Source organism: Caulobacter sp. GW821-FHT10A10, assembly GCF_059415745.1.
In genome coordinates, this window is record NZ_JBWKNV010000009.1 from 233634 (window position 1) to 255239 (window position 21606).

Genomic DNA, 21606 nt, shown 5'->3' on the forward strand with positions numbered 1-21606 from the left:
ATCAGGACGCCGCCGTCGCCAGCACCACCACGTTGTCGCCGGCCGCCCGCGCCGCGTCGGCCCGCTGCACCGAGACCCTCAGCACCGAGATTAGCTGATCCAGGTCCACCGGCTTGGAGACGTAGTCGGATGCCCCGGCCTGGATGCACTTCTGGCGGTCGCCCTTCATCGCCTTGGCGGTGACGGCGATCACCGGCAGGTCGGCGAAGCGCCGCCGCGAGCGGATCTCGCGCATGGTCTCGTAGCCGTCCATGTCGGGCATCATGATGTCGACCAGCACCAGGTCGACCTGATCCAGACCGTCCATCAGCTCCAGGCCCGCGCGGCCGCTCTCGGCGTAGCGCAGCTCGATGCCGTATTCCTCCAGGGCGCTGGCCAGGGAGAAGATGTTGCGGATGTCGTCGTCGATGACGACGGCGGTGCGGCCGGCCAGCACGGCGTCGGCGTGGCGGTTCTGGGCCAGCATGGCGCGGGCGCCTTCGGGCAGGCCGTCCACGCGTTCGTGCAGCAGCAGGGCGGCCTGGTCGATCAGCTGTTCGGGCGTGCGGGCGATGCGGGCCAGGCCCGTGAACACCGCCAGCCGCAGCCGCCGCGCCTCCTCGGTGTCGCGCTCGCCCGGGGCGTACAGCACCACTGCCCCTGGCGCCGGGTTGCGGGCCTTGAGGGCGTCGAGAACCGACCCGGCAGCGCCCGGCTCGACCTCGATCACCAGGCCGCCGCCGTCGCCCGAGAAGGCCGAGGCGGGGAGGGCGGAAAGCTCCCGCGCCGCATTCACCTCGCCGAAGGCCTCGTGAAGCAGGCGGAGCGTATCGCTGCCGCCCGCGACCAGGGTCGGCGCCCGCGCGCCGCCGTGGGCCAGTCGGCGCACGCGGTCCAGGGTCGAGATCACTGCTTCCTGCTCGACCGGCTTGCTGGTGAAGCCCAGGGCGCCCATCGAAGGGGCCAGGCCTCCGCGATCGTCGGCCGAGATCACCTGCACCGGGATGTGACGAGTGTCTGCGGTGCGCTTGAGCAGGTCCAGCAGGGCCAGGCCGTCCATGTCGGGCAGGCCGACGTCCAGCAGGATGGCCTCGGGCGAGAACCGGCGCGCCAGGGACGGCACGGCCGAGCCCTCGCCGGTGACCACTCCGCGATAGCCGGCGTCGCGCGCCAGCGTCAGCAGGATCGAGGCGAAGCGCGGGTCGTCCTCGACGATCAGCACCACGGAATCCCCGGGCTCAATGCCGTCGCGGTCGTCCTGCACGGTCTCGACCGGCTCGTAGGCGGGGGCGTCGGCCGTGGAGATGACGAAGGTCGCCGGCGGCGCGCCGGCCGGGCGAGGCGTCGAACCCGGCTGGGGCGAGGCCGCCGTCGGGCTGAAGTTCAGCGGCAGGTAGAGGGTGAAGGTGCTGCCCTGGCCGGGGGTGGAGACCACCCTCAGCTCGCCGCCTAGCAGGCGGGTGATCTCGCGGCTGATCGACAGGCCAAGCCCCGTGCCGCCGTACTTGCGGCTGGTGGTGCCGTCGGCCTGCTGGAAGGCCTCGAAGATGATCCGCTGCTTTTCCTCGGGAATGCCGATGCCGGTGTCCTCGACCGAGAAGGCCAGCACCTGGCCGGCCTTGTTGAGGTGGTCGTTGCCCTCGGCCCAGCCGCGTTCGGCCCGGCTGACCGACAGGCTGACCGAGCCGGCCTCGGTGAACTTGAAGGCGTTGGACAGGAGGTTCTTGATCACCTGCTGCAGGCGCTTGTCGTCGGTGTACATGGCCCGCGGCAGGGCCGGGTCCAGGTCGATCAGGAAGTCGAGCTTCTTGTCCTGGGCGATCTGGGCGAAGGTGCGCTCTGTCTGGTCGCGCAGGCTGGCGAACGACATCTCGCCGATATCGAGGGTGACCGTGCCGCTCTCGATCTTCGACAGGTCGAGGATGTCGTTGATCAGGCCCAGCAGGTCGGCGCCGGCGCTGTGGATGTTCTTGGCGAACTCCACCTGCTTGCCCGACAGGTTGCCCTGGGCGTTCTCGCTGAGCATCTTCGACAGGATCAGCAGGCTGTTGAGCGGCGTGCGCAGCTCGTGGCTCATATTGGCCAGGAACTCGGACTTGTACTTCGAGGTCAGGGCCAGCTGCTCGGCCTTTTCCTCCAGCGCCGCCTTGGCCTGCTCGACCTCGGTGTTCTTGGCCTCGACCTGCTTGTTCTGGGCCGACAGCAGCAGGGCCTTGTCCTCGAGTTCGGCGTTGGTCTGCTGCAGTTCCTCCTGCTTGGAGCGCAGCAACTCTTCCGACTGGCGCAGCGACGCGGCCTGCAGTTCGAGGCGGTCGTTGGTCTTCTTCAGTTCGCCCTGCTGGGCCTGGAGCTCGGAGGTCAGCAGCTGCGACTGGGCCAGCAGGCCCTCGGTGCGCATGTTGGCGGCGATGGTCGACAGCACGATGCCGATCGACTCCATCAACTGGTCGAGGAAGGCCTGCTGGGTCTCGTTGAAGGCGCCGAAGCTGGCCAGTTCGATCACCGCCTTCAGTTCGCCCTCGAACAGGGCCGGCAGCACGATGATGCTGCGCGGCGCGGCCTCGCCAAGGCCCGAGCTGATCTTGACGTAGTCGGTTGGCAGGTCGGTCAGCAGGATGCGCTTCTTCTCGGCCGCGCACTGGCCGACCAGGCCCTCGCGCAGGCGAAGCTGGGTGGAGGGCGAACGGCGCTGGGCGCCGGCGTAGCTGGCCGCCAGGGTCAGCACCGTCTCGCCGGCCTCGTCGGCGTCGGAGACGTAGAACACGCCGTGCTGGGCGTTGATCAGGGCGGCCAGTTCCGACAGCACCAGGTTCGACACCGTCGACAGGTCGCGCTCGCCCTGCAGCATGCGGCTGAACCGGGCCAGGTTGGTCTTCAGCCAGTCCTGCTCAGTGTTCTTCAACGTCTGATCCTTCAGGTTCCGGATCATCTCGTTGATGTTGTCCTTCAGGGCCGCGACTTCGCCCGAGGCCTCGACGGTGATCGAGCGGGTCAGGTCGCCCTTGGTCACGGCGGTCGAGACCTCGGCGATGGCGCGGACCTGGGTGGTCAGGTTGGCGGCCAGTTCGTTGACGTTGTCGGTCAGGTCGCGCCACAGGCCGGCCGCGCCCGGCACCTTGGCCTGGCCGCCCAGCTTGCCTTCCGAACCCACCTCGCGGGCCACGTTGGTCACCTGGTCGGCGAAGGTGGCCAGCGTCTCGATCATGCCGTTGATGGTGTCGGCCAGCGAGGCGATCTCGCCCTTGGCGTCGAGGGTAAGCTTGCGCTTGAGGTTGCCCTGGGCGACGGCGGTGACGACGTCGGCGATGTTGCGGACCTGGCCGGTCAGGTTGGCGGCCATCATGTTGACGTTGTCGGTGAGGTCCTTCCAGGTGCCGGCCACGCCCGGCACGGCGGCCTGGCCGCCCAGCTTGCCCTCGGTGCCGACTTCCCGCGCAACCCGGGTCACTTCCGAGGCGAAGCCGTTCAGCTGATCGACCATGACGTTGATGGTCGACTTCAGCTCCAGGATCTCGCCACGCACGTCGACGGTGATCTTCTTGGACAGGTCGCCCTTGGCGACGGCGGTCGTCACGTCGGCGATGTTGCGGACCTGGCCGGTCAGGTTGGCGGCCATGAAGTTGACGTTGTCGGTCAGGTCCTTCCAGGTGCCGGCCACGCCCTTCACCTGGGCCTGGCCGCCGAGCTTGCCTTCCGTGCCGACCTCGCGGGCCACGCGGGTCACTTCCGAACTGAACGAGTTCAGCTGATCGACCATGACGTTGATGGTGTTCTTCAGCTCCAGGATCTCGCCGCGCACATCGACGGTGATCTTCTTGGAGAGGTCGCCCATGGCCACGGCGGTGGTGACTTCCGCGATGTTGCGGACCTGGCCGGTCAGGTTCCCGGCCATGAGGTTGACGTTGTCGGTCAGTTCCTTCCAGGTGCCGGCCACGCCCTTGACCTGGGCCTGACCGCCCAGCTTGCCCTCGGTGCCGACCTCGCGGGCCACCCGGGTCACTTCCGAGGCGAAGCCGTTCAGCTGGTCCACCATGACGTTGATGGTGTTCTTCAGCTCCAGGATCTCGCCCTTCACGTCGACGGTAATCTTCTTGGAGAGGTCGCCATTGGCCACGGCGGTGGTCACGTCGGCGATGTTGCGGACCTGGCCGGTGAGGTTGGCGGCCATGAAGTTGACGTTGTCGGTCAGGTCCTTCCAGGTGCCGGCCACGCCCCGCACCTGCGCCTGACCGCCCAGCTTGCCCTCGGTGCCGACTTCCCGGGCCACCCGGGTCACTTCGGAGCTGAACGAGTTCAGCTGGTCCACCATGGTGTTGATGGTGTTCTTCAGTTCCAGGATCTCGCCGCGTACGTCGACGGTGATCTTCTTGGAGAGGTCGCCGCGGGCCACGGCGGTGGTCACCTCGGCGATGTTGCGGACCTGGCCGGTGAGGTTGCCGGCCATCAGGTTGACGTTGTCGGTCAGCTCCTTCCAGGTGCCGCCGACCCCGGTGACGTTGGCCTGGCCGCCCAGCTTGCCTTCCGTACCCACTTCGCGAGCCACGCGGGTGACTTCCGAGGCGAAGGCGTTCAGCTGATCGACCATGACGTTGATGGTCGACTTCAGCTCCAGGATCTCGCCCTTCACGTCGACGGTGATCTTCTTGGAGAGGTCGCCGTTGGCCACGGCGGTGGTGACCTCGGCGATGTTGCGGACCTGGCCGGTCAGGTTGGCGGCCATGAAGTTGACGTTGTCGGTGAGGTCCTTCCAGGTGCCGCCGACGCCCTCCACCTGGGCCTGACCGCCCAGCTTGCCCTCGGTGCCGACCTCGCGGGCAACGCGGGTGACTTCGCTGGCGAAGGCGTTCAGCTGGTCCACCATCACGTTGATGGTGTCCTTCAGCTCCAGGATCTCGCCGCGCACATCGACGGTGATCTTCTTGGAAAGGTCGCCGCGCGCCACGGCGGTGGTCACTTCGGCGATGTTGCGGACCTGGCCGGTGAGGTTGCCGGCCATCAGGTTGACGTTGTCGGTCAACTCCTTCCACGTGCCGCCGACGCCCTCGACCTGGGCCTGGCCGCCGAGCTTGCCTTCCGTGCCCACTTCGCGGGCGACGCGGGTGACTTCGCTGGCGAAGGCGTTCAGCTGGTCCACCATGGTGTTGATGGTGTTCTTCAGCTCCAGCACCTCGCCCTTCACGTCGACGGTGATCTTGCGCGACAGGTCGCCGTTGGCGACGGCGGTGGTGACCTCGGCGATGTTGCGGACCTGGCCGGTCAGGTTGGCGGCCATCAGGTTGACGTTGTCGGTCAGGTCCTTCCAGGCGCCGGCGACGCCGGCCACCTTGGCCTGACCGCCCAGCTTGCCCTCGGTGCCCACTTCACGGGCCACGCGGGTCACTTCCGACACGAACGAACCCAGCTGGCCGACCATGGTGTTGACCACCTTGCCGATGCGCAGGAACTCGCCGCGCAACGGATGGTCCTCGTTCTCGAGGTCCATGGTCTGGGAGAGGTCGCCCTTGGCGACGGCCCCGATCACCCGCGCCATTTCGGCGGTCGGGTGGACCATGTCGGTGATCAGGCTGTTGACCGCCTCGACGCTGTCGTTCCACGAGCCCAGGGCGCCGGGCAGGGCGGCGCGCTGGTTGATCTTGCCCTGCCGGCCGACGGCGTCGCGCAGGCGCTCGAATTCCTTGGAAATCCGGTCGTTGAGGCCGACGGCGTCGTTGAAGGCTTCGGCCAGCTCGCCGTCCAGTCCGTCGAGATCGTCTGGGAGACGGACGGAGAAATCCCCCCGTCGAAAGGCCCGCAACGCCGCCAGCAGTTGGCGTTGGTCCAGCTTGTGTTCGCCGGCCGTCTGCCCCGTGTCCCGCATTTCGCCCCCTCGAGTCCCGAACCGTTGCGGCGGAACTCCACTCAACTCAACGGACAACGCGGCTGTTTGACCTGGGTTCCGGGCGCGTCATGCGGACGAGGGCCGACTTTTCCGCCATCGGGTTTGACGGAAATTCCCCGGCCGTGCATCGCTCCCTTCAGAACAACCTGGGCGGAAACGGTGTCGGACGGGCGTACGCGTGTCGTGGCTTGGATTGGGCGGGAGATCCTGCCCCATGAAGCCGACCTGCGCGCGTGGCTGAGGCGGGCGTTCGCGGCCGCGGGCGACGTCGACGACATCGTGCAGGAAACCTACTGCCGCCTGGCGGGCCTGAGCGCCGTCGAGCACATCGGCGAGCCGCGGGCCTATCTCTTCCAGGCCGCCCGCAGCGTGGCGCTGGAACAGCTTCGGCGGGCCAGGGTGGTGCGGATCGACACGGCGGCCGAGATCGACTCTCTCAATGTCGAACTCGACGAGCCGTCGCCCGAGCGCATCGCCGGCGGGCGGCGCGAACTGGAGCGGGTGGCGCGCCTGATCGCCGCCTTGCCCGACCGCTGCCGCCGGATCTTCGAGATGCGCAAGATCGAGGGCCTGCCGCAACGCGAGATCGCCCGCCGCATGGGCGTGACCGAGAACGTGGTCGAGAACGAATCCGTGAGGGGGCTTCGCGCCATCCTCGCCGCCCTCGCCGAGGGTGAAACACAACAACAACCGACGGCCGCGAGGAGGCCGAATACGCATGACCGAACGCGAAAGCGCCGCTGACATCGAGGCGCGCGCCGCCCGATGGGTGGTGCGCGTCGATCAGGGCGAACTCCCCGCCGAAGAGGCGCTCGAACTGGAAGCCTGGCTGGCCGGCGATCCGCGCCGGCGCGGCGCCTTCGTGCGCGCTCAGGCCGGCTGGACGCTGCTGGACCGCGCCCGCGCGCTCGAACCGGAGGCGGTGAAACCGGCGCAGGCCCCGTCGCGTCGCGCCCTGCTGGCCGGCGGCGGCGTCGCCGCGGCCGCCGCCTGCGTCGCGGCGCTGCTGGTTCCGCGCCTGATGGCTGCGCGCTACGGTACGGCGGTGGGCGAGATCCGGCGCGTGCCGCTGGCCGACGGCTCGATGGCCGCCATCAACACCGACACCGCGCTGGAAGTGGCCATGAAGCCGCGCAAGCGCGAGGTGCGGCTCGACAAGGGCGAGGCCTGGTTCCAGGTCGCGAAGGACACGCAGCGGCCGTTCGTGGTCGAGAGCGGGCCGGTGCGGGTGAGGGCGGTCGGCACGGCGTTCTCCGTCCGTCGCCGCGCCGGCGGCTGCGAAGTGCTGGTCACCGAAGGCGTGGTCGAGGTCTGGTCCGAAGGCGCGGGCGAGGCGCCCCGCCGCGTGGCCGCCGGCGAGCGGGTCTTCGTCTCCGACAGCGCCGGCGCGGCGCGGCCGGCGGCCGCGTCTCTGGAGATCACCCGCGAACTGGCCTGGCGCGAGGGCCAGATCGTGCTCGACGGCGAGGCCTTCGGCGCGGCCGCCGAGGAGTTCAACCGCTACAACGCCCGCAAGATCGTCATCGTCGACCAGGGGCTGGCCGACCAGCGACTGGTCGGCTGGTTCCGCACCAACGAGCCCGAAAGCTTCGCCCGCGCCGCCGCCGCCAGCTTCGGCGCGAAGGTGACCGTACGCGGCGACGCCATCCTGGTGGAGGCAAGCGCAGCGCTTGCGGAATAAGGGCCGGTCGCCCTTACCGCGAAAAATTTCGCCGATGCCTGACGGAAACCGGTTTCCCCCGCATCGCTCTAGACAGGCGCTCCGAGAAGCGCCGTGCGAAACGACAAAACAGGGAGGGCGCGGAATGGGTTGTCCGCGATATGTCTACGGCAAGTCGGCCTTGATGCTGGCGGCTGGCGCCGCGGCGGTTCTGGTGGGCACGCAAGCCCAGGCTCAGGCCCGCAAGTTCGATATTCCGGCCCAGGCCGCGGCCACGGGCATTCCGCAGTTCGGCAAGCAGGCCGACCTGCAGATCCTGGCGCCGCAGGCGGCCGTGCAAGGCAAGAAGGTCAACGCCGTGCGCGGGACCTACACCGTCTCCGAAGGCCTCTCGCGCCTGCTCGACGGCGCCAACCTGACCGTGGTCTCCAACGACGGCCGCACCGCGGTGCTGGGCCAGAAGGCCTCGGTGCAACTGGCCTCGACCGCCCCGGTCGCCATCCCGCAACAGTCCGAGCCGGTCGCCGACACGATCGAGGAGCCGGCCGCCGTCGAGGAAGTGGTCGTCACCGGCTTCCGCGCCAGCCTGGGCAGCGCCCTGAACGTCAAGAAGCGCTCCAGCGGCGTGGTCGACGTCATCAAGGCCGAGGACATCGCCGACTTCCCGGACGCCAACCTCGCCGAGTCCATCCAGCGCGTGCCGGGCGTCTCGATCGCCCGCGACGCCGGCGAAGGCCGCCAGATCACCGTCCGGGGCCTCGGGCCCCAGTTCACCCGCGTGCGCATCAACGGCGTCGAGGGTCAGAGCACGGCCAGCGGCACCGACAGCTCGGGCGGCGCCAACCGCAACCGCTCGTTCGACTTCAACGTCTTCGCCTCGGAGCTCTTCAACAGCATCACCGTGCGCAAGACCGCCTCGGCCTCGACCGAGGAAGGGTCGCTGGGCGCCACGGTCGACCTGCAGACCGGCCGGCCGTTCGACTACAAGGGCGCGACCTTCGTGGTCTCGGCCCAGCAGGGCTACAACGACCTCTCCGAAAGCTGGGACCCGCGCTTCGCGGCCCTGGCCTCCAACACCTGGTTCGACGGCAAGCTCGGCGCGCTCGTTTCGGTGGCCTACACCGAGCGCCACCTGCTGGAAGAGGGCCACGGCTCGGGCGGCTGGCTGAACGGCACGGAGGTGGGCGGCTTCAGCCCGGCCTCGACCTTCACCCAGGCCAGCTCGGCCAGCGTCTTCACCCCGCGCTTCCCGCGCTACGGCCGTCTGACCCATGACCAGAAGCGTCTGGGCGTCACCGGTTCGCTGCAGTTCCGGCCCGACGAGAAGACCCTGATCTCGGCCGACTTCCTCTATTCGGACTTCAAGGCCACCCGCACCGAGAACTGGCTTGAAGCCCTGTCCTTCGCGCGCAACGCCGCCCAGGGCGGCCGGCCCGAGATCGTCGTCCGAGACGGCGTGGTCAACGCCAAGGGCGACATGGTCTACGGCCTGTTCGACGACGTCGACGTCGAGAGCGAGACCCGCTTCGACAAGCTCGACACCAAGTACACCCAGGCCACCTTCGCGGCCGAGCACCACTTCACCGACCGCTTCAAGGTGACCGGCCTGGTCGGCTTCTCGAAGTCGGACTTCGACAATCCGATCCAGACCACGGTGATCCTCAACCGCGAGAACGCCGACGGCTTCTCCTACGACTACCGGAATAACGCCAACCTGCCGGCGATGAACTTCGGCTTCGACGTCACCGACCCTCTGGCCTACAACTTCGGCGCGGCGCGCTCGGAGATCCGCCTGCGGCCGCAGGGCGTGACCAACACCATCCAGACCGCCCAGCTCGACGGCGACTACGAGCTTTCCGACACCTTCCGCCTGAAGGCGGGCGTGAACCTCAAGAAGTACGAGTTCGACTCCTGGGCCCTGGCCCGCGTCAGCGAGTCCGTGGTGCCGACCCTGCCGGCCGGCGTCACCCTGGCTAGCCTGACGACCCTGGTCTCGGGCTTCGGCAAGAACCTCGGCGCCTCGGGCATCCCGACCGCCTGGGCCGCCCCCGACCTCGACGCCTTCGCCAAGCTGTTCAACATCTACAGCGGCACGGGCCTGTTCGAGCTTTCGGGCGCCAGCAACTCGGCCGCTCGCGGCAACATCCGCAGCGTCACCGAGAAGGACAGCGCCGCCTATGTGCAGCTGGACTTCAACACCGACCGCTTCGCCTGGCCGATCCGCGGCGACGTCGGCGTGCGCTATGTCAAGACCGACCAGAGCTCGACCGGCTACCAGCTGGTGTCCGGCGCGGCCCAGCAGGCCACCGTCAACCGTGACTACGAGGACGTGCTGCCGGCCCTGAACCTGACCGCCGAGGTGACGCCCGACTTCCTGCTGCGGTTCGGCGCGGCCAAGGTGATGACGCGTCCCAACCTCGGCAGCCTGACGCCGGGCGGCAGCCTCAGCGTCGCCGGCGTGTTCAGCGTCAGCTCGGGCAACCCGTATCTCGACCCGATCCGGGCCACGACCTACGACCTGTCGGCCGAGTGGTACTTCGCCAAGGACGCCCTGCTGTCGGTCGGCCTGTTCTACAAGGACATCGACAGCTACATCCAGACGCAGCGGATCTCGCAGACCTTCGCCGCCTCGGGCCTGCCGACCAGCCTGCTCGACGGCCTGACCGGCGTGTCGGCCAACGACACCTTCCTGTTCAGCAAGCCGGTCAACACCAAGGGCGGGCCGCTGAAGGGGATCGAGATCAGCTATCAGCAGCCGTTCAGCTTCCTGCCGGGCCCGCTGCGCCACACCGGGGCGATCTTCAACGTCACGATCGTCGACTCCAAGATCGACTACATCTCCAGCCTGTCCTCGACCGGCTACGTGCAGAACGATCTGGTGGGCCTGTCGAAGAACGCCTTCAACGCCACGCTCTACTACGAGGACGACAAGTTCAGCGCCCGCGTCTCCGGCGCCTATCGCGACAAGTACCTGACCGCGGTGCCCAGCGGCACCTCGACCAACGACATCGACGGGGTGCGCGACACCTTCACCGTCGACGCCTCGGCCTCGTACGCGATCAACAAGCGCCTGAAGATCACCTTCGAGGGCCTGAACCTGACCGACGAGTTCAACGCCCAGTACACCGACAGCGAGCGCGACAGCATCTACGTCTACTCGCACACCGGGCGGCAATATAACTTCGGCCTGCGGTACTCGTTCTAGGCCGGACCAGACTTCCTCCTCCCAGGGGAATTCAGGGCGTCGGTCTTTCCTCCAGGACCGGCGCCCGCCTTTTCTTTTTCGAGGCTTCGATGACGAAGGTTTCGCGCCGGGCCGTGACGGCCGGCCTGCTGCTGATCCCGGGCCTGGCCTCGGCGGCGCCCCGCTATGACGCCGTGCTGAAGCGGGCCGGCGATCCGCGCCGCTTCTCCGTACCGACCTATGACCGCCTCTCCGCCGCCGTCGCCGCCGCGCCCAAGGAGGGCACGCGGCCATTCCGCATCCTGGTCACCCGCGGCGTGTGGAACGAGCAGGTCGTGATCGACAAGCCGTTCGTCCATCTGGTCGGCGAGGACCGCAAGGCCTCGGTGATCAGCCATCTGGCCGCCTCGGGCCTGATCGCGCCCGACGGCAAGCGCTGGGGCACGTTCCGTACGCCCACCCTGTTCGTGCGCGCGCCCGACTTCGCCGCCCGCAACCTGACCATTCGCAACGCCTTCGACGGCCTGGAGGAAATGAGCAAGCCCGGCGGCCTGCACTCGCACGACGGCGGCGGACCGCAGGCCGTGGCCCTGATGCTCGACAAGGGCAGCGACCGCGCGCGGCTGACCGAGATCGACATCCTCAGCTACCAGGACACCCTGTTTCCCGACGCCGGCCGCAGCCTGTTAGAGCGCTGCCTGATCGCCGGCAGCTACGACTTCATCTTCGGAGCGGGCAGGGCGTTCTTCCGCGATTGCGAAATTCGCTCGCTGCCGCGCCCGGTCGATCCGGTCGACGGCTATGTCGTCGCTCCCAGCACCCCGATCGACCAGCCGTTCGGCTTCGTCTTCAAGGATTGCAGGCTGACCAAGGCGCCGGGAACGGCGCTCCATTCGGTCTATCTGGGCCGGCCATGGCGTCCGTCGGGGACGTTCCCGGACGGCCGCTACGGCGATCCCAAGTACGTCGCCCAGGCGGCCTTCATCGACTGCTGGATGGACGACCATGTCGCGCCGGAGGGCTGGACCGAGATGTGGTACACCGGCAAGGACGGCAATCCGCGCACCATGCTGCAGCCGGAGGCGGTGCGCTTCTCGCAATACGGCGTGCGCGGCCCTGGCGCGGCCGCCTTCCGGCGCGGCCACGCGCTGACTGCGGCTGAGGCCAAGGGTATGACGCCCAAGGTCGTTCTGGCGGGCTGGTCCGTCGGCTAGGTGTCAGCGTCGTTCATCTGTTCGAGCCCTCCAAATCCGTCTTTCCCCGCGTAGGCGGGGATCCAAGCTGACTTTCAGGAGGAGGCGCGGCCGTAGGTCATTCCCAGACACGGCTTGGATCCCCGCCTTCGCGGGGATGCTCGGATGAAAAAACCTCAAACGCCAAACGTCACGCAGTCTTACAGCCCGCGCGCCTTCAGAATCGCATCGAGACGGGGGAACACCCGGCGTGCGTTGCCCTCGAAGATCGTGTGGCGATCCGCGTCCGGGATGTCGAGCGCATCGACATAGCGCTTGGTGTCGTCGAAATAGAACCCCGTCGTCGGGTCGATCCCGCGCACGGCGCCGACCATCTCCGAGCCGAACAGGATGTTCTTGCTGTCGATCACCTGCGCCAGCAGGTTCACGCCCGGCTGGTGGTAGACGCAGGTGTCGAAGAACACGTTCTCCATCAGGTGCTTGTCCAGGCCCGGCTTCTTCAGCATGTCGGCCAGGCCTCGGTAGCGGCCCCAGTGGTAGGGAACCGCGCCGCCGCCGTGTGGGATGATGAACTTCAGGCTCGGGAAGTCGGCGAACAGGTCGCCTTCGATCAGCTGCATGAAGGCGATGGTGTCGGCGGCGATGTAGAAGGCGCCGGTGGCGTGCAGGGCGTGGTTGCACGAGCCCGAGACGTGGATCATCGCCGGCACGTCCAGCTCGCACATCTTCTCGTAGAAGGGATACCAGTAGCGGTCGGTCAGCGGCGGATGCTTGAAATGGCCGCCGCCGGGATCGGGGTTGAGGTTGCAGCCGATAAAGCCCAGTTCGTTGACGCACCGCTCCAGCTCGGCGATCGAGCCCGAAAGGTCTGCTTCCGGCGACTGGGGCAGCATGCAGACCCCCGCGAAGGTCTCCGGATAGAGATCGACCACCCGCTTGATCAGGTCGTTGCAGCGCTCGGCCCAGGCCCGGCTGACGCCCTCGTCGCCCACGTGGTGGGCCATGGTCGAGGCGCGGGGGCTGAAGATGGTCATGTCGGCGCCGCGCTCGCGGATCAGCCGCAGCTGCGCGCCTTCGATGGACTCGCGGATCAGGTCGTCGGGAATGTCGGGATAGAGGGGCGGGGGAGCCTTGGCGTCGAAAGCCTTCACCTGCTCGTCGCGCCAGGCGTTGTGGGGCTCCGGCGCGGTCGTGTAGTGGCCGTGGCAGTCGATGATCAGGCTCATACGGAGAGAACTTTCCTTACCGCGCGGGCGGCCCCGCGTGGCCGGAAAATGCCTGTGCGGCCGGACCCTGTCGTATCGGATGATCGGAACGGCTATGCCGCCCGGTTATAGGCCGGGCGGCGCACGCCTCAGATCTTCACCGGCTCCATCTTGGGCGCGAGCAGGTGCACGACGAGCAGGGCGACGAGATAGGCGCTGCCGGCGACGATGAAGATCGGGGTGTAGGTGCCGATCGTCTCGAGGACCTGGCCGATGTACTTGGAGAACACCATGCCGCCCAGGGCGCCCAGCATGCCGCCGATGCCGACGACGGAGCCGACGGCGCCGCGCGGGAAGACGTCCGACGGCAGGGTGTAGAGATTGGCCGAGAAGCCCTGGTGGGCGGCGGTGGCCACTCCGATGATCAGCACGGCGACCCATACGCTGCTGGCGAACGAGGCGAACATCACCGGCACGGCCAGCAGGGCGCAGATCAGCATGGTCAGCTTGCGGGCGTGGTTGATGGTGGCCCCGCGCTTCATCAGGTTGGACGACAGCCAGCCGCCGGCCACCGAACCGACGTCGCTGAGCAGATAGATGGCGATCAGCGGCGGGCCGAAGGTCTTCAGATCCAGGCCATAGCGCTTGCCCAGGAAGTCGGGCAGCCAGAACAGGAACATCCACCAGATCGGGTCGATCAGGAACTTGCCCAGGGCGTAGGCCCAGGTCTCGCGCTTGGTCAGCAGCTTGCTCCAGCCGATCTTCTCGACCGGGTCGGCGGGATCCTGCTCGATGTGGGCCAGCTCGGCCGCGCCCAGCTTCTTGTGCTCGCGCGGACGGCGATAGACCAGGAGCCAGATCGGCAGCCAGATCAGGCCCGCCACGCCGGTGACGATGAAGGCCATCTGCCAGCCGAAGGCCAGGACGATGCCGGGCACGACCAAGGGTGTCACGATGGCGCCGATGTTGGTGCCTGCGTTGAAGATGCCGGTGGCGAAGGCCCGTTCCTTCTTGGGGAACCACTCGGCCACGGCCTTGATGCCGCCCGGGAAGCCGCCGGCCTCGCCGATCCCAAGACCCATGCGGGCGAAGACGAAGCCGCCGAAGCCCTTGGCCGCGGCGTGGGCGATGTGGGCGATCTGCCAGATGGCGAAGGCCACGCCGAAGCCCCAGCGGGCTCCGATCCTGTCCATGATCTTGCCCCAGGCGAGGTAAGCCACGGCGTAGGCCAGCTGGAAGTAGAAGACGAGGTCGGCGTAGTGCTTCTCGTTCCACCCGAACTCATGGGAGAGATCGGCCTTCAGCAGCCCGATCGTCTGCCGGTCCACATAGTTGATGACCATCGCCGCGAACAGCAGGCTGACGATCACCCAGCGATAGCGACCGATCTTCTCGGATGGCGCGGGAGCCGTTGGTCGTCGCATTCTCGTTGTTTCCTCGTCCCTGCCTGGTTCTTTTCTCGTTGGCGCGTCCGGCTAGTCGGGCGGTCCGGCCAGCCGGCTCTCGATCTCGCCGACATAGGCGCGGGCGGCGTCGACGAAGGCCTGGGTGTTGCGCAGCAGGGCCGTGTCGCCCCGCCGGATCAGCCCGGCCGGACGTGGACGCCCGGTGGCCGGCAGCGGCAGCAGGCGCAGCGCCCCGCGCAGCAGGTCGCCGGCCAGCATCATGTGCGGGATCACCGCCACCCCGTCGGTGGCGTAGAGGATCTCGCGGATCATCGCGACCGAGCTGGAGCGCAGCGGCTGGTGCGGGGCCACGCCCATCTCCGCCAGCAGCACGTCGATCTCCTGGCCCACCCGCTGCGAGACCGTCGGCAGCACCAGAGAATAGTCGACCAGCACCGCCGCCGTCGCATCCCGGCGATCGAAGATCGGATGGTCGGCCCGCGCCACCACCGAGATCGGCTCGGAATAGAACGGGGTACGAACCAGGCCGTCGGGCTCGGCCAGGGTGTAGAGGCGGCCGATGACCAGATCCAGTTCGCGCCGCGACAGCTGCGAGATCAGCTCCTCGGTGCGGCCCTGGATGACCCGCACCTCGATGTCGGGCCGGGCGATCTTCAGGCGAGCCAGGGTTCCGGGCAGCACGCCGGCCGCCGCCACGGGCAAAGCGCCGACCACCACCGGGCCGCCGTCGCCGCCTTCAAGGGCGTCGAGTTCGTCCTCCAGCCGGCCGATCTCGGCCAGCAGCCGGCGGGCGGCGGCGGCCACCGTCAGGCCGAAGGGCGTGGGATCGACGCCGCGCGCATGGCGGTCGAACAGTCGCGCACCGACGATCTCCTCGATCTCCTGCAGGCTCTTGGTCAGGGCCGGCTGGCTGAGGCCCAGCGTCCGCGCCGCCTGCAGGATGCTGTCATGCGTGGCGATCGCGTCGATCACGCGCAGGTGCCGGAACTTCAGGCGCTGTTGCAGGTAGCGTCGCACTAGGTTTCCCGTTGGCTGGCGAGGGACTTTGTCCGCTGCTCGATCGCGTCGAGCAAGTCCCCAAGCTCGGTGGCCTGGTTGTCGGTCGCGGCGAGGCCCAGCGCGCCCTGGCGGGCGTGGACCTCGACCGTGGCGCGGGCCATGGGCGAGGGCAGGCCGGCCGCCTCCAGCATCACCGCCGCCTCGGCCATCTCCTCGCTACGGCGCTGGCCGTGCACGAGGGGGCGGGTGAGCAGATAGCGCGCCAGGGCCGGCCAGTCCGGATGGGGGATGGTGTTGCTCAGCGAGGCCAGCACCTGGGCTTCGACGCCGTAGTGGCGGGCGCTGGCCAGGCTCTCGGTGACGATCGCCTCCAGTCCCTTGACGAAGACGCTGCGCGACAGCTTCACGGCCGAGGGGCCGCCGACGGCGTCGCCAAACATCTCGGCGGAAAAGCCCAGGCGCTCGAGCAGAGGCAGGATCGCCGTCGCCCACGGGCCGCCCAGTAGGATGGCGGTTCTGATCCGTCGGGGCGCGATCGGGGCCATGACCGCTGCCTCGACATAGCGATCGATAAACGCCGCCTGCGCCTGGCGGGTCTGGGGCGCGACGGAGTTCAGATCGAGGAAGAAGGCCTCGCTCAGATGCGGCGCGGCGGCCTGGGCGACATTGACCGCCTCGCCGGCGGTGACGGCGCTGATGACGAGGTCGCGGTCCTGGCAGGCGGCGGCGATGTCGGGCGCCGTGCGTGCGCCTGTCGCGGCGACGGCTTGCGCGGGACCGGAGGCGACGTCCGCCAGCAGGCGATCGTGCACGAGGATGTCCATAAACCCCGCCGCCGCGAGGTCGGCGTGCAGGGTTTGGCCCACCTCGCCGAAGCCGATCAGGGCGATGCGCGGGCTCATCGGCGACCGTCCCAGACGCTGGCCGGCACGAAGACCTGGCCGGTCATCAGCAGGCGCGCGGTGCGCAGCAGGGCGGCCGAGACCACCTCGCCCTGCGGCGACAGGGTCAGCAGGGCCGTGAACTCGCCGGTCGGATGCTCGACGCTGACGGCGACCTCGCCCGCCAGGTCGGGCAGGCTGGCGACCGAGGCCGCGACCGAACCCTTCAGGCAGGCGGCGGTGGCGACGCTGACCGCGCCGAACACGCCGATCGCCTTGTGCACCGTGTGCGGGATGAAGCTGCGGGTCGACAGGGCGCCGCCCGCCGTCGGCGGCGAGACCAGGGTGATCTTGGGCACGGTGGCGTCGGTGACGTCGCCCAGGTTCATGCGCCGGCCCGCTTCCAGGCGGATCGCCTCGACCCGCGCGCGCAGCACGGCGTAGGCCTCCAGTTCGGCTGGGGCCTCGTTCCCCGTCACGCCCAGGTCGGCCGCGCGCACCACCACCACCGGCATGCCGTTGTCGATCAGGGTGACCTCGACGCCTTCGATGACGTCGATGACGTTCCCGGTCGGCAGCAGGGCGCCGCAAGACGAGCCGGCGACGTCGGCGAAGGCGATCGGGATCGGCGCTGCCGAGCCGGGCACGCCGTCGATGCGGCAGTCGCCGTCGTAGTTCACCCGTCCGCCGGGGGTCTCGATACGGGCGGTCGCCAGGCCGTCGGTGTTGCGCATGAAGATACGCACGTCGGTCTGGCCGTCCTGGGCCGCGACCAGGCCCTGCTCGATGGCGTAGGGGCCGATGCCGGCGAGGATGTTGCCGCAGTTCTGCCGGTCGCTGACCTTGGCCTCGGCCACCGAGACCTGCAGGAACAGGTAGTCGACGTCGGCGTCCGGTCGCTGCGAGGCCGAGACGATCGCGACCTTGCTGGTCAGGCTGTCGGCGCCGCCCATGCCGTCGATCTGGCGGTCGTCGGGCGAGCCCATGGCCGCCAGCAGCACCTTGTCGCGCAAGGCCTCGTCGGCCGGCAGGTCCTCGGCCCGGAAGTAGAGCCCTTTGGAGGTGCCGCCGCGCAGGACGGCGCAGGGAATGGCCGTCTGCATGGGCTCAGGCGTCCCCGTTCTCGGTATGCTCGACATAGACGAGGCCGGCGGCGGCGAGCCTTTCGCGCATCTTGTAGAGATCCAGTCCCAGCACCCCGGACGCCAGTTGGGCGCGCTTGTCGACCTCGGCGGCCTCGCGCTTGGCCGAGGCGGCCAGCACAGCGTCGGCGTCCTTGCGGGCCACCACCACCACGCCGTCGTCGTCGGCCACGATCACGTCGCCGGGGTGGATCAGCGCGCCGCCGCAGACCACCGGCACGTTGACGTCGCCCAGGACGGCCTTGACCGTGCCCTGCGCCGAGATGGCGCTGGACCAGACGGGGAAGCCCATCTCCTTCAGCACGGCCACGTCGCGCACCCCGGCGTCGATGACCAGGGCGCGGACCCCGCGCGCGATCAGAGAGGTGGCCAGCAGGTCGCCGAAATAGCCCGCGTCGCTGAACGAGGTCGGGGCCACCACGAGAATGTCGCCCGGCCGGCACTGCTCGATGGCCACGTGCAGCATCCAGTTGTCGCACGGCGGCGAGGAGACCGTCACCGCCGTACCCGCCACATGCGCGCCGGGCCAGATCGGCCGCAGCTTGGGCGACAGCAGGCCGATGCGCCCCTGAGCCTCGTGGATGGTGGCGACGCCGAAGGCCGCCAAGCCCTCGACCGCTTCCTTCGACGCCCGCGGCGGGTTGGTGACGACCTTGTTCAAGGCGAGCGCTCCGAAGCCGAAAATCTCTGCGGCGCCGACGCGAAAAGCGCCGGGCCGAGGCTTGGCTATCACCCGGCCCTGGGGGAGCGGCTATGCAATTTGGGCGGCGGCTATAACCAAAATCGCCGGTCGCGGCCGAAACCCCCACGGCGCGGGCCAGAACGTTATAGCCCCTGGAATTTTGTTATAGCGCGGCCGGCTGCAAGGCTTGCTACCGGCGTCGAGGAGATGACCCGAAGAGACCGGAGACATTGGTGATTTCGTTGCGTTCTTTCGGCGTGTCGGCGGTTCTGGCCGGCCTCGTGGCCCTCTTCGGCGCGGGCGTCGCCGTCGCGCGTCCAGAGCCGGTCCTGACCGACCTCGCCGCGGTAAAGCCGGTGATGGACTGCGCCGTCCTGGCCTCGGCAGACATCAGTGACGCGGTCGGCGCCAAGACCACCATCACCTCGGCCAAGCTCTCCGGTTCCGGCGACAAGGCCTTCTGCGCCGTGCAGGGCGTCATCGCCCCGAAGATCCGCTTCGAGCTGCGCCTGCCGACGGCGGGCTGGACCCAGCGTTACCTCCAGGTCGGCTGCGGCGGCCTGTGCGGCGCGCTGAGCATCCGCACCGAGCACGCCGACGGCTGCACCCCGGTCAAGGACGGCGCCATCGCCCTGGCCTCGACCGACATGGGCCACGAGGGCAAGGGCGGCATGGCCGCCATGGGCGACGGTGAGTTCGGCGCCGATCCGCAGGCCCGTGTCGACTTCGCCTATCGCGGCGTGCACCTGACCTCGGTCGCTTCCAAAGCCCTGATCGCGAAGTTCTACGGCCAGGCGCCGCGCTACAGCTATTTCTCGGGCTGCTCAGACGGCGGCCGCGAGGCGCTGATGGAAGCCCAGCGCTTCCCCGGCGACTTCGACGGCGTCGCCGCCGGCGCGCCGGCCATGGTCTTCACCGTCCAGAACAGCTTCTACCACGCCTGGCAGGCCCGCTCGAACATGGACGCCAATGGCAAGGCGATCCTTATCGCTTCGCGCCTGCCGATCCTGCACGCCGCCGCCCTGGCCTCGTGCGATGAAGTCGACGGCCTGAAGGACGGCCAGATCGAGGATCCGCGCGCCTGCCGCTTCGATCCCGTCGTCGCCCAATGCAAGCCAGGCGAGGGCAAGCCGGGCCAGGCCACCGACGCCTGCCTGACCGCCGCCGAGGTCGAAACCGCCCGCAAGCTCTATGACGGCCCGCGCGACGCGGCCGGAAAGCCCTTCACCCTGGGCCAGCCGCAGGTCGGCTCGGAGCTGTCCTGGGCCGGCGTCTTCGTGCCGCGCTCGGCCGACCAGGTCCCGGGCAGCTGGGGCATGGCCGAGCAGCCGGTGAAGTACGTGTTGTCGCAGACCAATCCGCCGGCCGACTACAGCTTGGCCGACTTCAAGTTCACGCCCGAGCAGTTCGCCGGCCTGAGCTGGGCCCATCGCCTCTACGACGCCACCGACACCGACCTGTCGGCCTTCGCGGCCAAGGGCGGCAAGCTGATCCTGTGGCACGGCTGGTCGGACCCGCACATCTCGCCGCTGAACACCATCGCCTACCGCAACGGTGTCGTGGCGGAGCTCGGCCAGGCCAAGGCCGACGCCATGATGCGGCTCTTCCTGTTCCCCGGCCTCTATCACTGCTTTGGCGGCGACGGCCTGTCGCAGTTCGACATCGTCAGTCCACTGATGGACTGGGTCGAGGCCGGCGCGGCGCCCAACGCCATCGAGGCCGCCAAGGTCGACATGCCGGCCATGACCGGCCCGCCGCCAGTCGGCGCCGACGTTCGCCAGGCGCCGATGCCCGACGCCTCGGCCCTGAAGCCCAGCCGCGTGCGGCCGGTCTACGCCTATCCGCGGGTCGCGGCCTATAAGGGGGCGGGTTCGATCGACGCGCCGGAGAACTTCGCGCCCAAGACCCCGGCGTCCGAGCCGCCCACGCGCGACGCCTACGCCGCCCAGTTCATCGCCCCGCGTTTCCACCAGGACTGCCGCGTCGAGGCCGGCGCCCTGGCCTGCGCGCCGTCCAAGCCCTGAGGAGAGCACCCATGGCCAAGCTCATCGGCACGATCGGCGTCTCCCACACCCCCACCATCGGCTACGCCCGCGACCGCAAGCTGGCGCAGGATCCCGTCTGGGCCCCGATCTTCGAGGCTTTCGAGCCGCTGAAGGACTGGCTGGCCGAGCAGAAGCCCGACGCCCTGGTGATGATCTACAACGACCACGTCACCTCGTTCTCGTTCGACCACTACTCGGCATTCGCGCTCGGGGTGGGCGATCAATACGCCGTGGCCGACGAGGGCGGCGGTCCGCGCGACCTGCCGGCCGTGCCGGGCCATGCCGAGTTCGCCCGCTATCTGGCCCGGGCCGTCATGGCTCAGGACTTCGACCTGTCGCTGTTCCAGCACAAGCCGCTGGATCACGGCTGCCTGTCGCCCCTGTGCCTGCTGACGCCGCCGGAAGAGACCTGGCCGATCCCGATCGTGCCCCTGCAATGCGGGGTGCTGCAGTTCCCCGCGCCGTCGGCGCGTCGCTGCCTCGACCTCGGCAAGGCCCTGCGCAAGGCGATCGACGCCTGGCCGGAGGACAAGCGCGTGGTGATCGTCGCCACCGGCGGCCTGTCGCACCAGGTGCACGGCGAGCGGGCGGGGTTCAACAACACCGCCTGGGACGAGGCCTTCCTCGACATGCTGCAGAACGATCCCGATCGCCTGGCCGGCATGACCCACGCCGAATACGCCAAGCTCGGCGGCTTCGAGAGCGCGGAAGTCATCATGTGGCTGATCATGCGCGGGGCGATGTCGGACAGGATCGCCTGCCATCACCGCACCTATTACCTGCCGTCGATGACCGCCATCGCCACCGTCCGCTACGAGGACCAGGGCGAAGACACCTCGCAGGCCGAGCGCGACCGCGTGCACCGCGAGACGAGCCGCCAGCTGGAGGGCGTCGAGGACCTGGAGGGCACCTATCCCTTCACCCTGGAGACCAGCGCCAAGGCCTATCGCGCCAATCGTTTCCTGCAGAACCTGGTCGATCCCGCCGCGCGCGCGCGGTTCCTGGCTGATCCCGAGGCCGAGTTCGAGGCGGCGGGCCTCAGCGACGAGGAGCGCGACCTGATCCGCCGCCGCGACTGGGGCGGGATGATCCGCTACGGCTTCATCTTCTTCGTGCTCGAGAAGCTGGGCGCGGTGCTCGGCGTGCCCAACCCGCAGATCTACGCGTCCATGAAGGGGCTGACGCTGGAGGCCTTCCTGGCCACCCGAAACGCCCAGATCACCTATTCCGTCTCGCGCAACTGACGGACCTTCCTTCCTCCGAAACCTTCGAGCCCGGCGCGTTCTCGCGCCGGGCTTTTCCTTGTCCTGGCGGCGGTTCTATCGATCCGGTCGATGGCTCCGGGCTTGGTT

Annotated in this window: 13 protein-coding genes; 6 read left to right on the forward strand and 7 right to left on the reverse strand. The window is 68.8% G+C overall.

The window, feature by feature from the left end:
- Nucleotide 1 precedes the first annotated feature (1 nt).
- Nucleotides 2-5836 carry a HAMP domain-containing protein gene (locus AC07NS_RS22880; protein ID WP_494606999.1) on the reverse strand — a complete coding sequence of 1945 codons (5835 nt, stop codon included), beginning with the start codon at nucleotides 5834-5836 and terminating at the stop codon, nucleotides 2-4.
- Between the two features lie 180 nt (nucleotides 5837-6016).
- On the opposite strand from AC07NS_RS22880, the gene AC07NS_RS22885 reads away from it, so the two are divergent.
- The 4 genes from AC07NS_RS22885 (at nucleotide 6017) to AC07NS_RS22900 (ending at nucleotide 11915) form a co-directional block, all read left to right on the forward strand.
- Complete coding sequence (locus AC07NS_RS22885; RefSeq protein ID WP_494607001.1) at nucleotides 6017-6601, forward strand: RNA polymerase sigma factor; 585 nt, start codon at nucleotides 6017-6019, stop codon at nucleotides 6599-6601.
- Nucleotides 6576-7538 carry a FecR family protein gene (locus AC07NS_RS22890; RefSeq protein ID WP_494607002.1) on the forward strand — a complete coding sequence of 321 codons (963 nt, stop codon included), beginning with the start codon at nucleotides 6576-6578 and terminating at the stop codon, nucleotides 7536-7538. The genes AC07NS_RS22885 and AC07NS_RS22890 overlap by 26 nt, the downstream gene beginning before the upstream one ends.
- A 124-nt stretch (nucleotides 7539-7662) precedes the next feature.
- Nucleotides 7663-10722 (forward strand): TonB-dependent receptor, encoded by a 3060-nt coding sequence (locus AC07NS_RS22895; RefSeq protein WP_494607003.1) that lies wholly within the window; start codon nucleotides 7663-7665, stop codon nucleotides 10720-10722.
- Between the two features lie 89 nt (nucleotides 10723-10811).
- Nucleotides 10812-11915: a pectinesterase family protein gene (locus AC07NS_RS22900; protein WP_494607005.1), complete on the forward strand. Its 1104-nt coding sequence runs from the start codon at nucleotides 10812-10814 to the stop codon at nucleotides 11913-11915.
- Nucleotides 11916-12094: 179 nt separating this feature from the next.
- Here the strand turns inward: AC07NS_RS22900 and AC07NS_RS22905 are convergent, their stop codons facing one another.
- The 6 genes from AC07NS_RS22905 to AC07NS_RS22930 form a co-directional block, all read right to left on the reverse strand.
- Nucleotides 12095-13120, reverse strand: coding sequence for an amidohydrolase family protein (locus AC07NS_RS22905; protein WP_494607006.1), 1026 nt, complete (start codon nucleotides 13118-13120; stop codon nucleotides 12095-12097).
- Between the two features lie 128 nt (nucleotides 13121-13248).
- The gene (locus tag AC07NS_RS22910; protein WP_494607008.1) at nucleotides 13249-14523 is read right to left on the reverse strand and encodes an MFS transporter; all 1275 of its coding nucleotides are present in this window, start codon (nucleotides 14521-14523) and stop codon (nucleotides 13249-13251) included.
- 51 nt (nucleotides 14524-14574) lie between these two features.
- Complete coding sequence (locus tag AC07NS_RS22915) at nucleotides 14575-15522, reverse strand: LysR substrate-binding domain-containing protein (RefSeq protein WP_494607009.1); 948 nt, start codon at nucleotides 15520-15522, stop codon at nucleotides 14575-14577.
- A complete protein-coding gene (locus tag AC07NS_RS22920) occupies nucleotides 15522-16406 on the reverse strand; it encodes an NAD(P)-dependent oxidoreductase (protein ID WP_494607011.1) in 885 nt (294 codons plus the stop codon). The genes AC07NS_RS22915 and AC07NS_RS22920 overlap by 1 nt, the downstream gene beginning before the upstream one ends.
- On the reverse strand, nucleotides 16403-17488 hold the full coding sequence (locus AC07NS_RS22925; protein ID WP_494607013.1) for a 4-oxalomesaconate tautomerase: 1086 nt from the start codon (nucleotides 17486-17488) through the stop codon (nucleotides 16403-16405). Before AC07NS_RS22925 ends, AC07NS_RS22920 begins: the two co-directional genes overlap by 4 nt.
- Before the next feature lie 4 nt (nucleotides 17489-17492).
- Nucleotides 17493-18188, reverse strand: a complete 696-nt coding sequence (locus AC07NS_RS22930) for a 4-carboxy-4-hydroxy-2-oxoadipate aldolase/oxaloacetate decarboxylase (RefSeq protein ID WP_494607015.1) — start codon at nucleotides 18186-18188, stop codon at nucleotides 17493-17495.
- A gap of 254 nt (nucleotides 18189-18442) precedes the next feature.
- On the opposite strand from AC07NS_RS22930, the gene AC07NS_RS22935 reads away from it, so the two are divergent.
- Nucleotides 18443-20233, forward strand: coding sequence for a tannase/feruloyl esterase family alpha/beta hydrolase (locus AC07NS_RS22935; RefSeq protein WP_494607016.1), 1791 nt, complete (start codon nucleotides 18443-18445; stop codon nucleotides 20231-20233).
- A gap of 11 nt (nucleotides 20234-20244) precedes the next feature.
- Entirely contained in the window at nucleotides 20245-21498 is a 1254-nt protein-coding gene (locus tag AC07NS_RS22940) for a gallate dioxygenase (RefSeq protein WP_494607017.1), read from the forward strand.
- Nucleotides 21499-21606 lie beyond the last annotated feature (108 nt).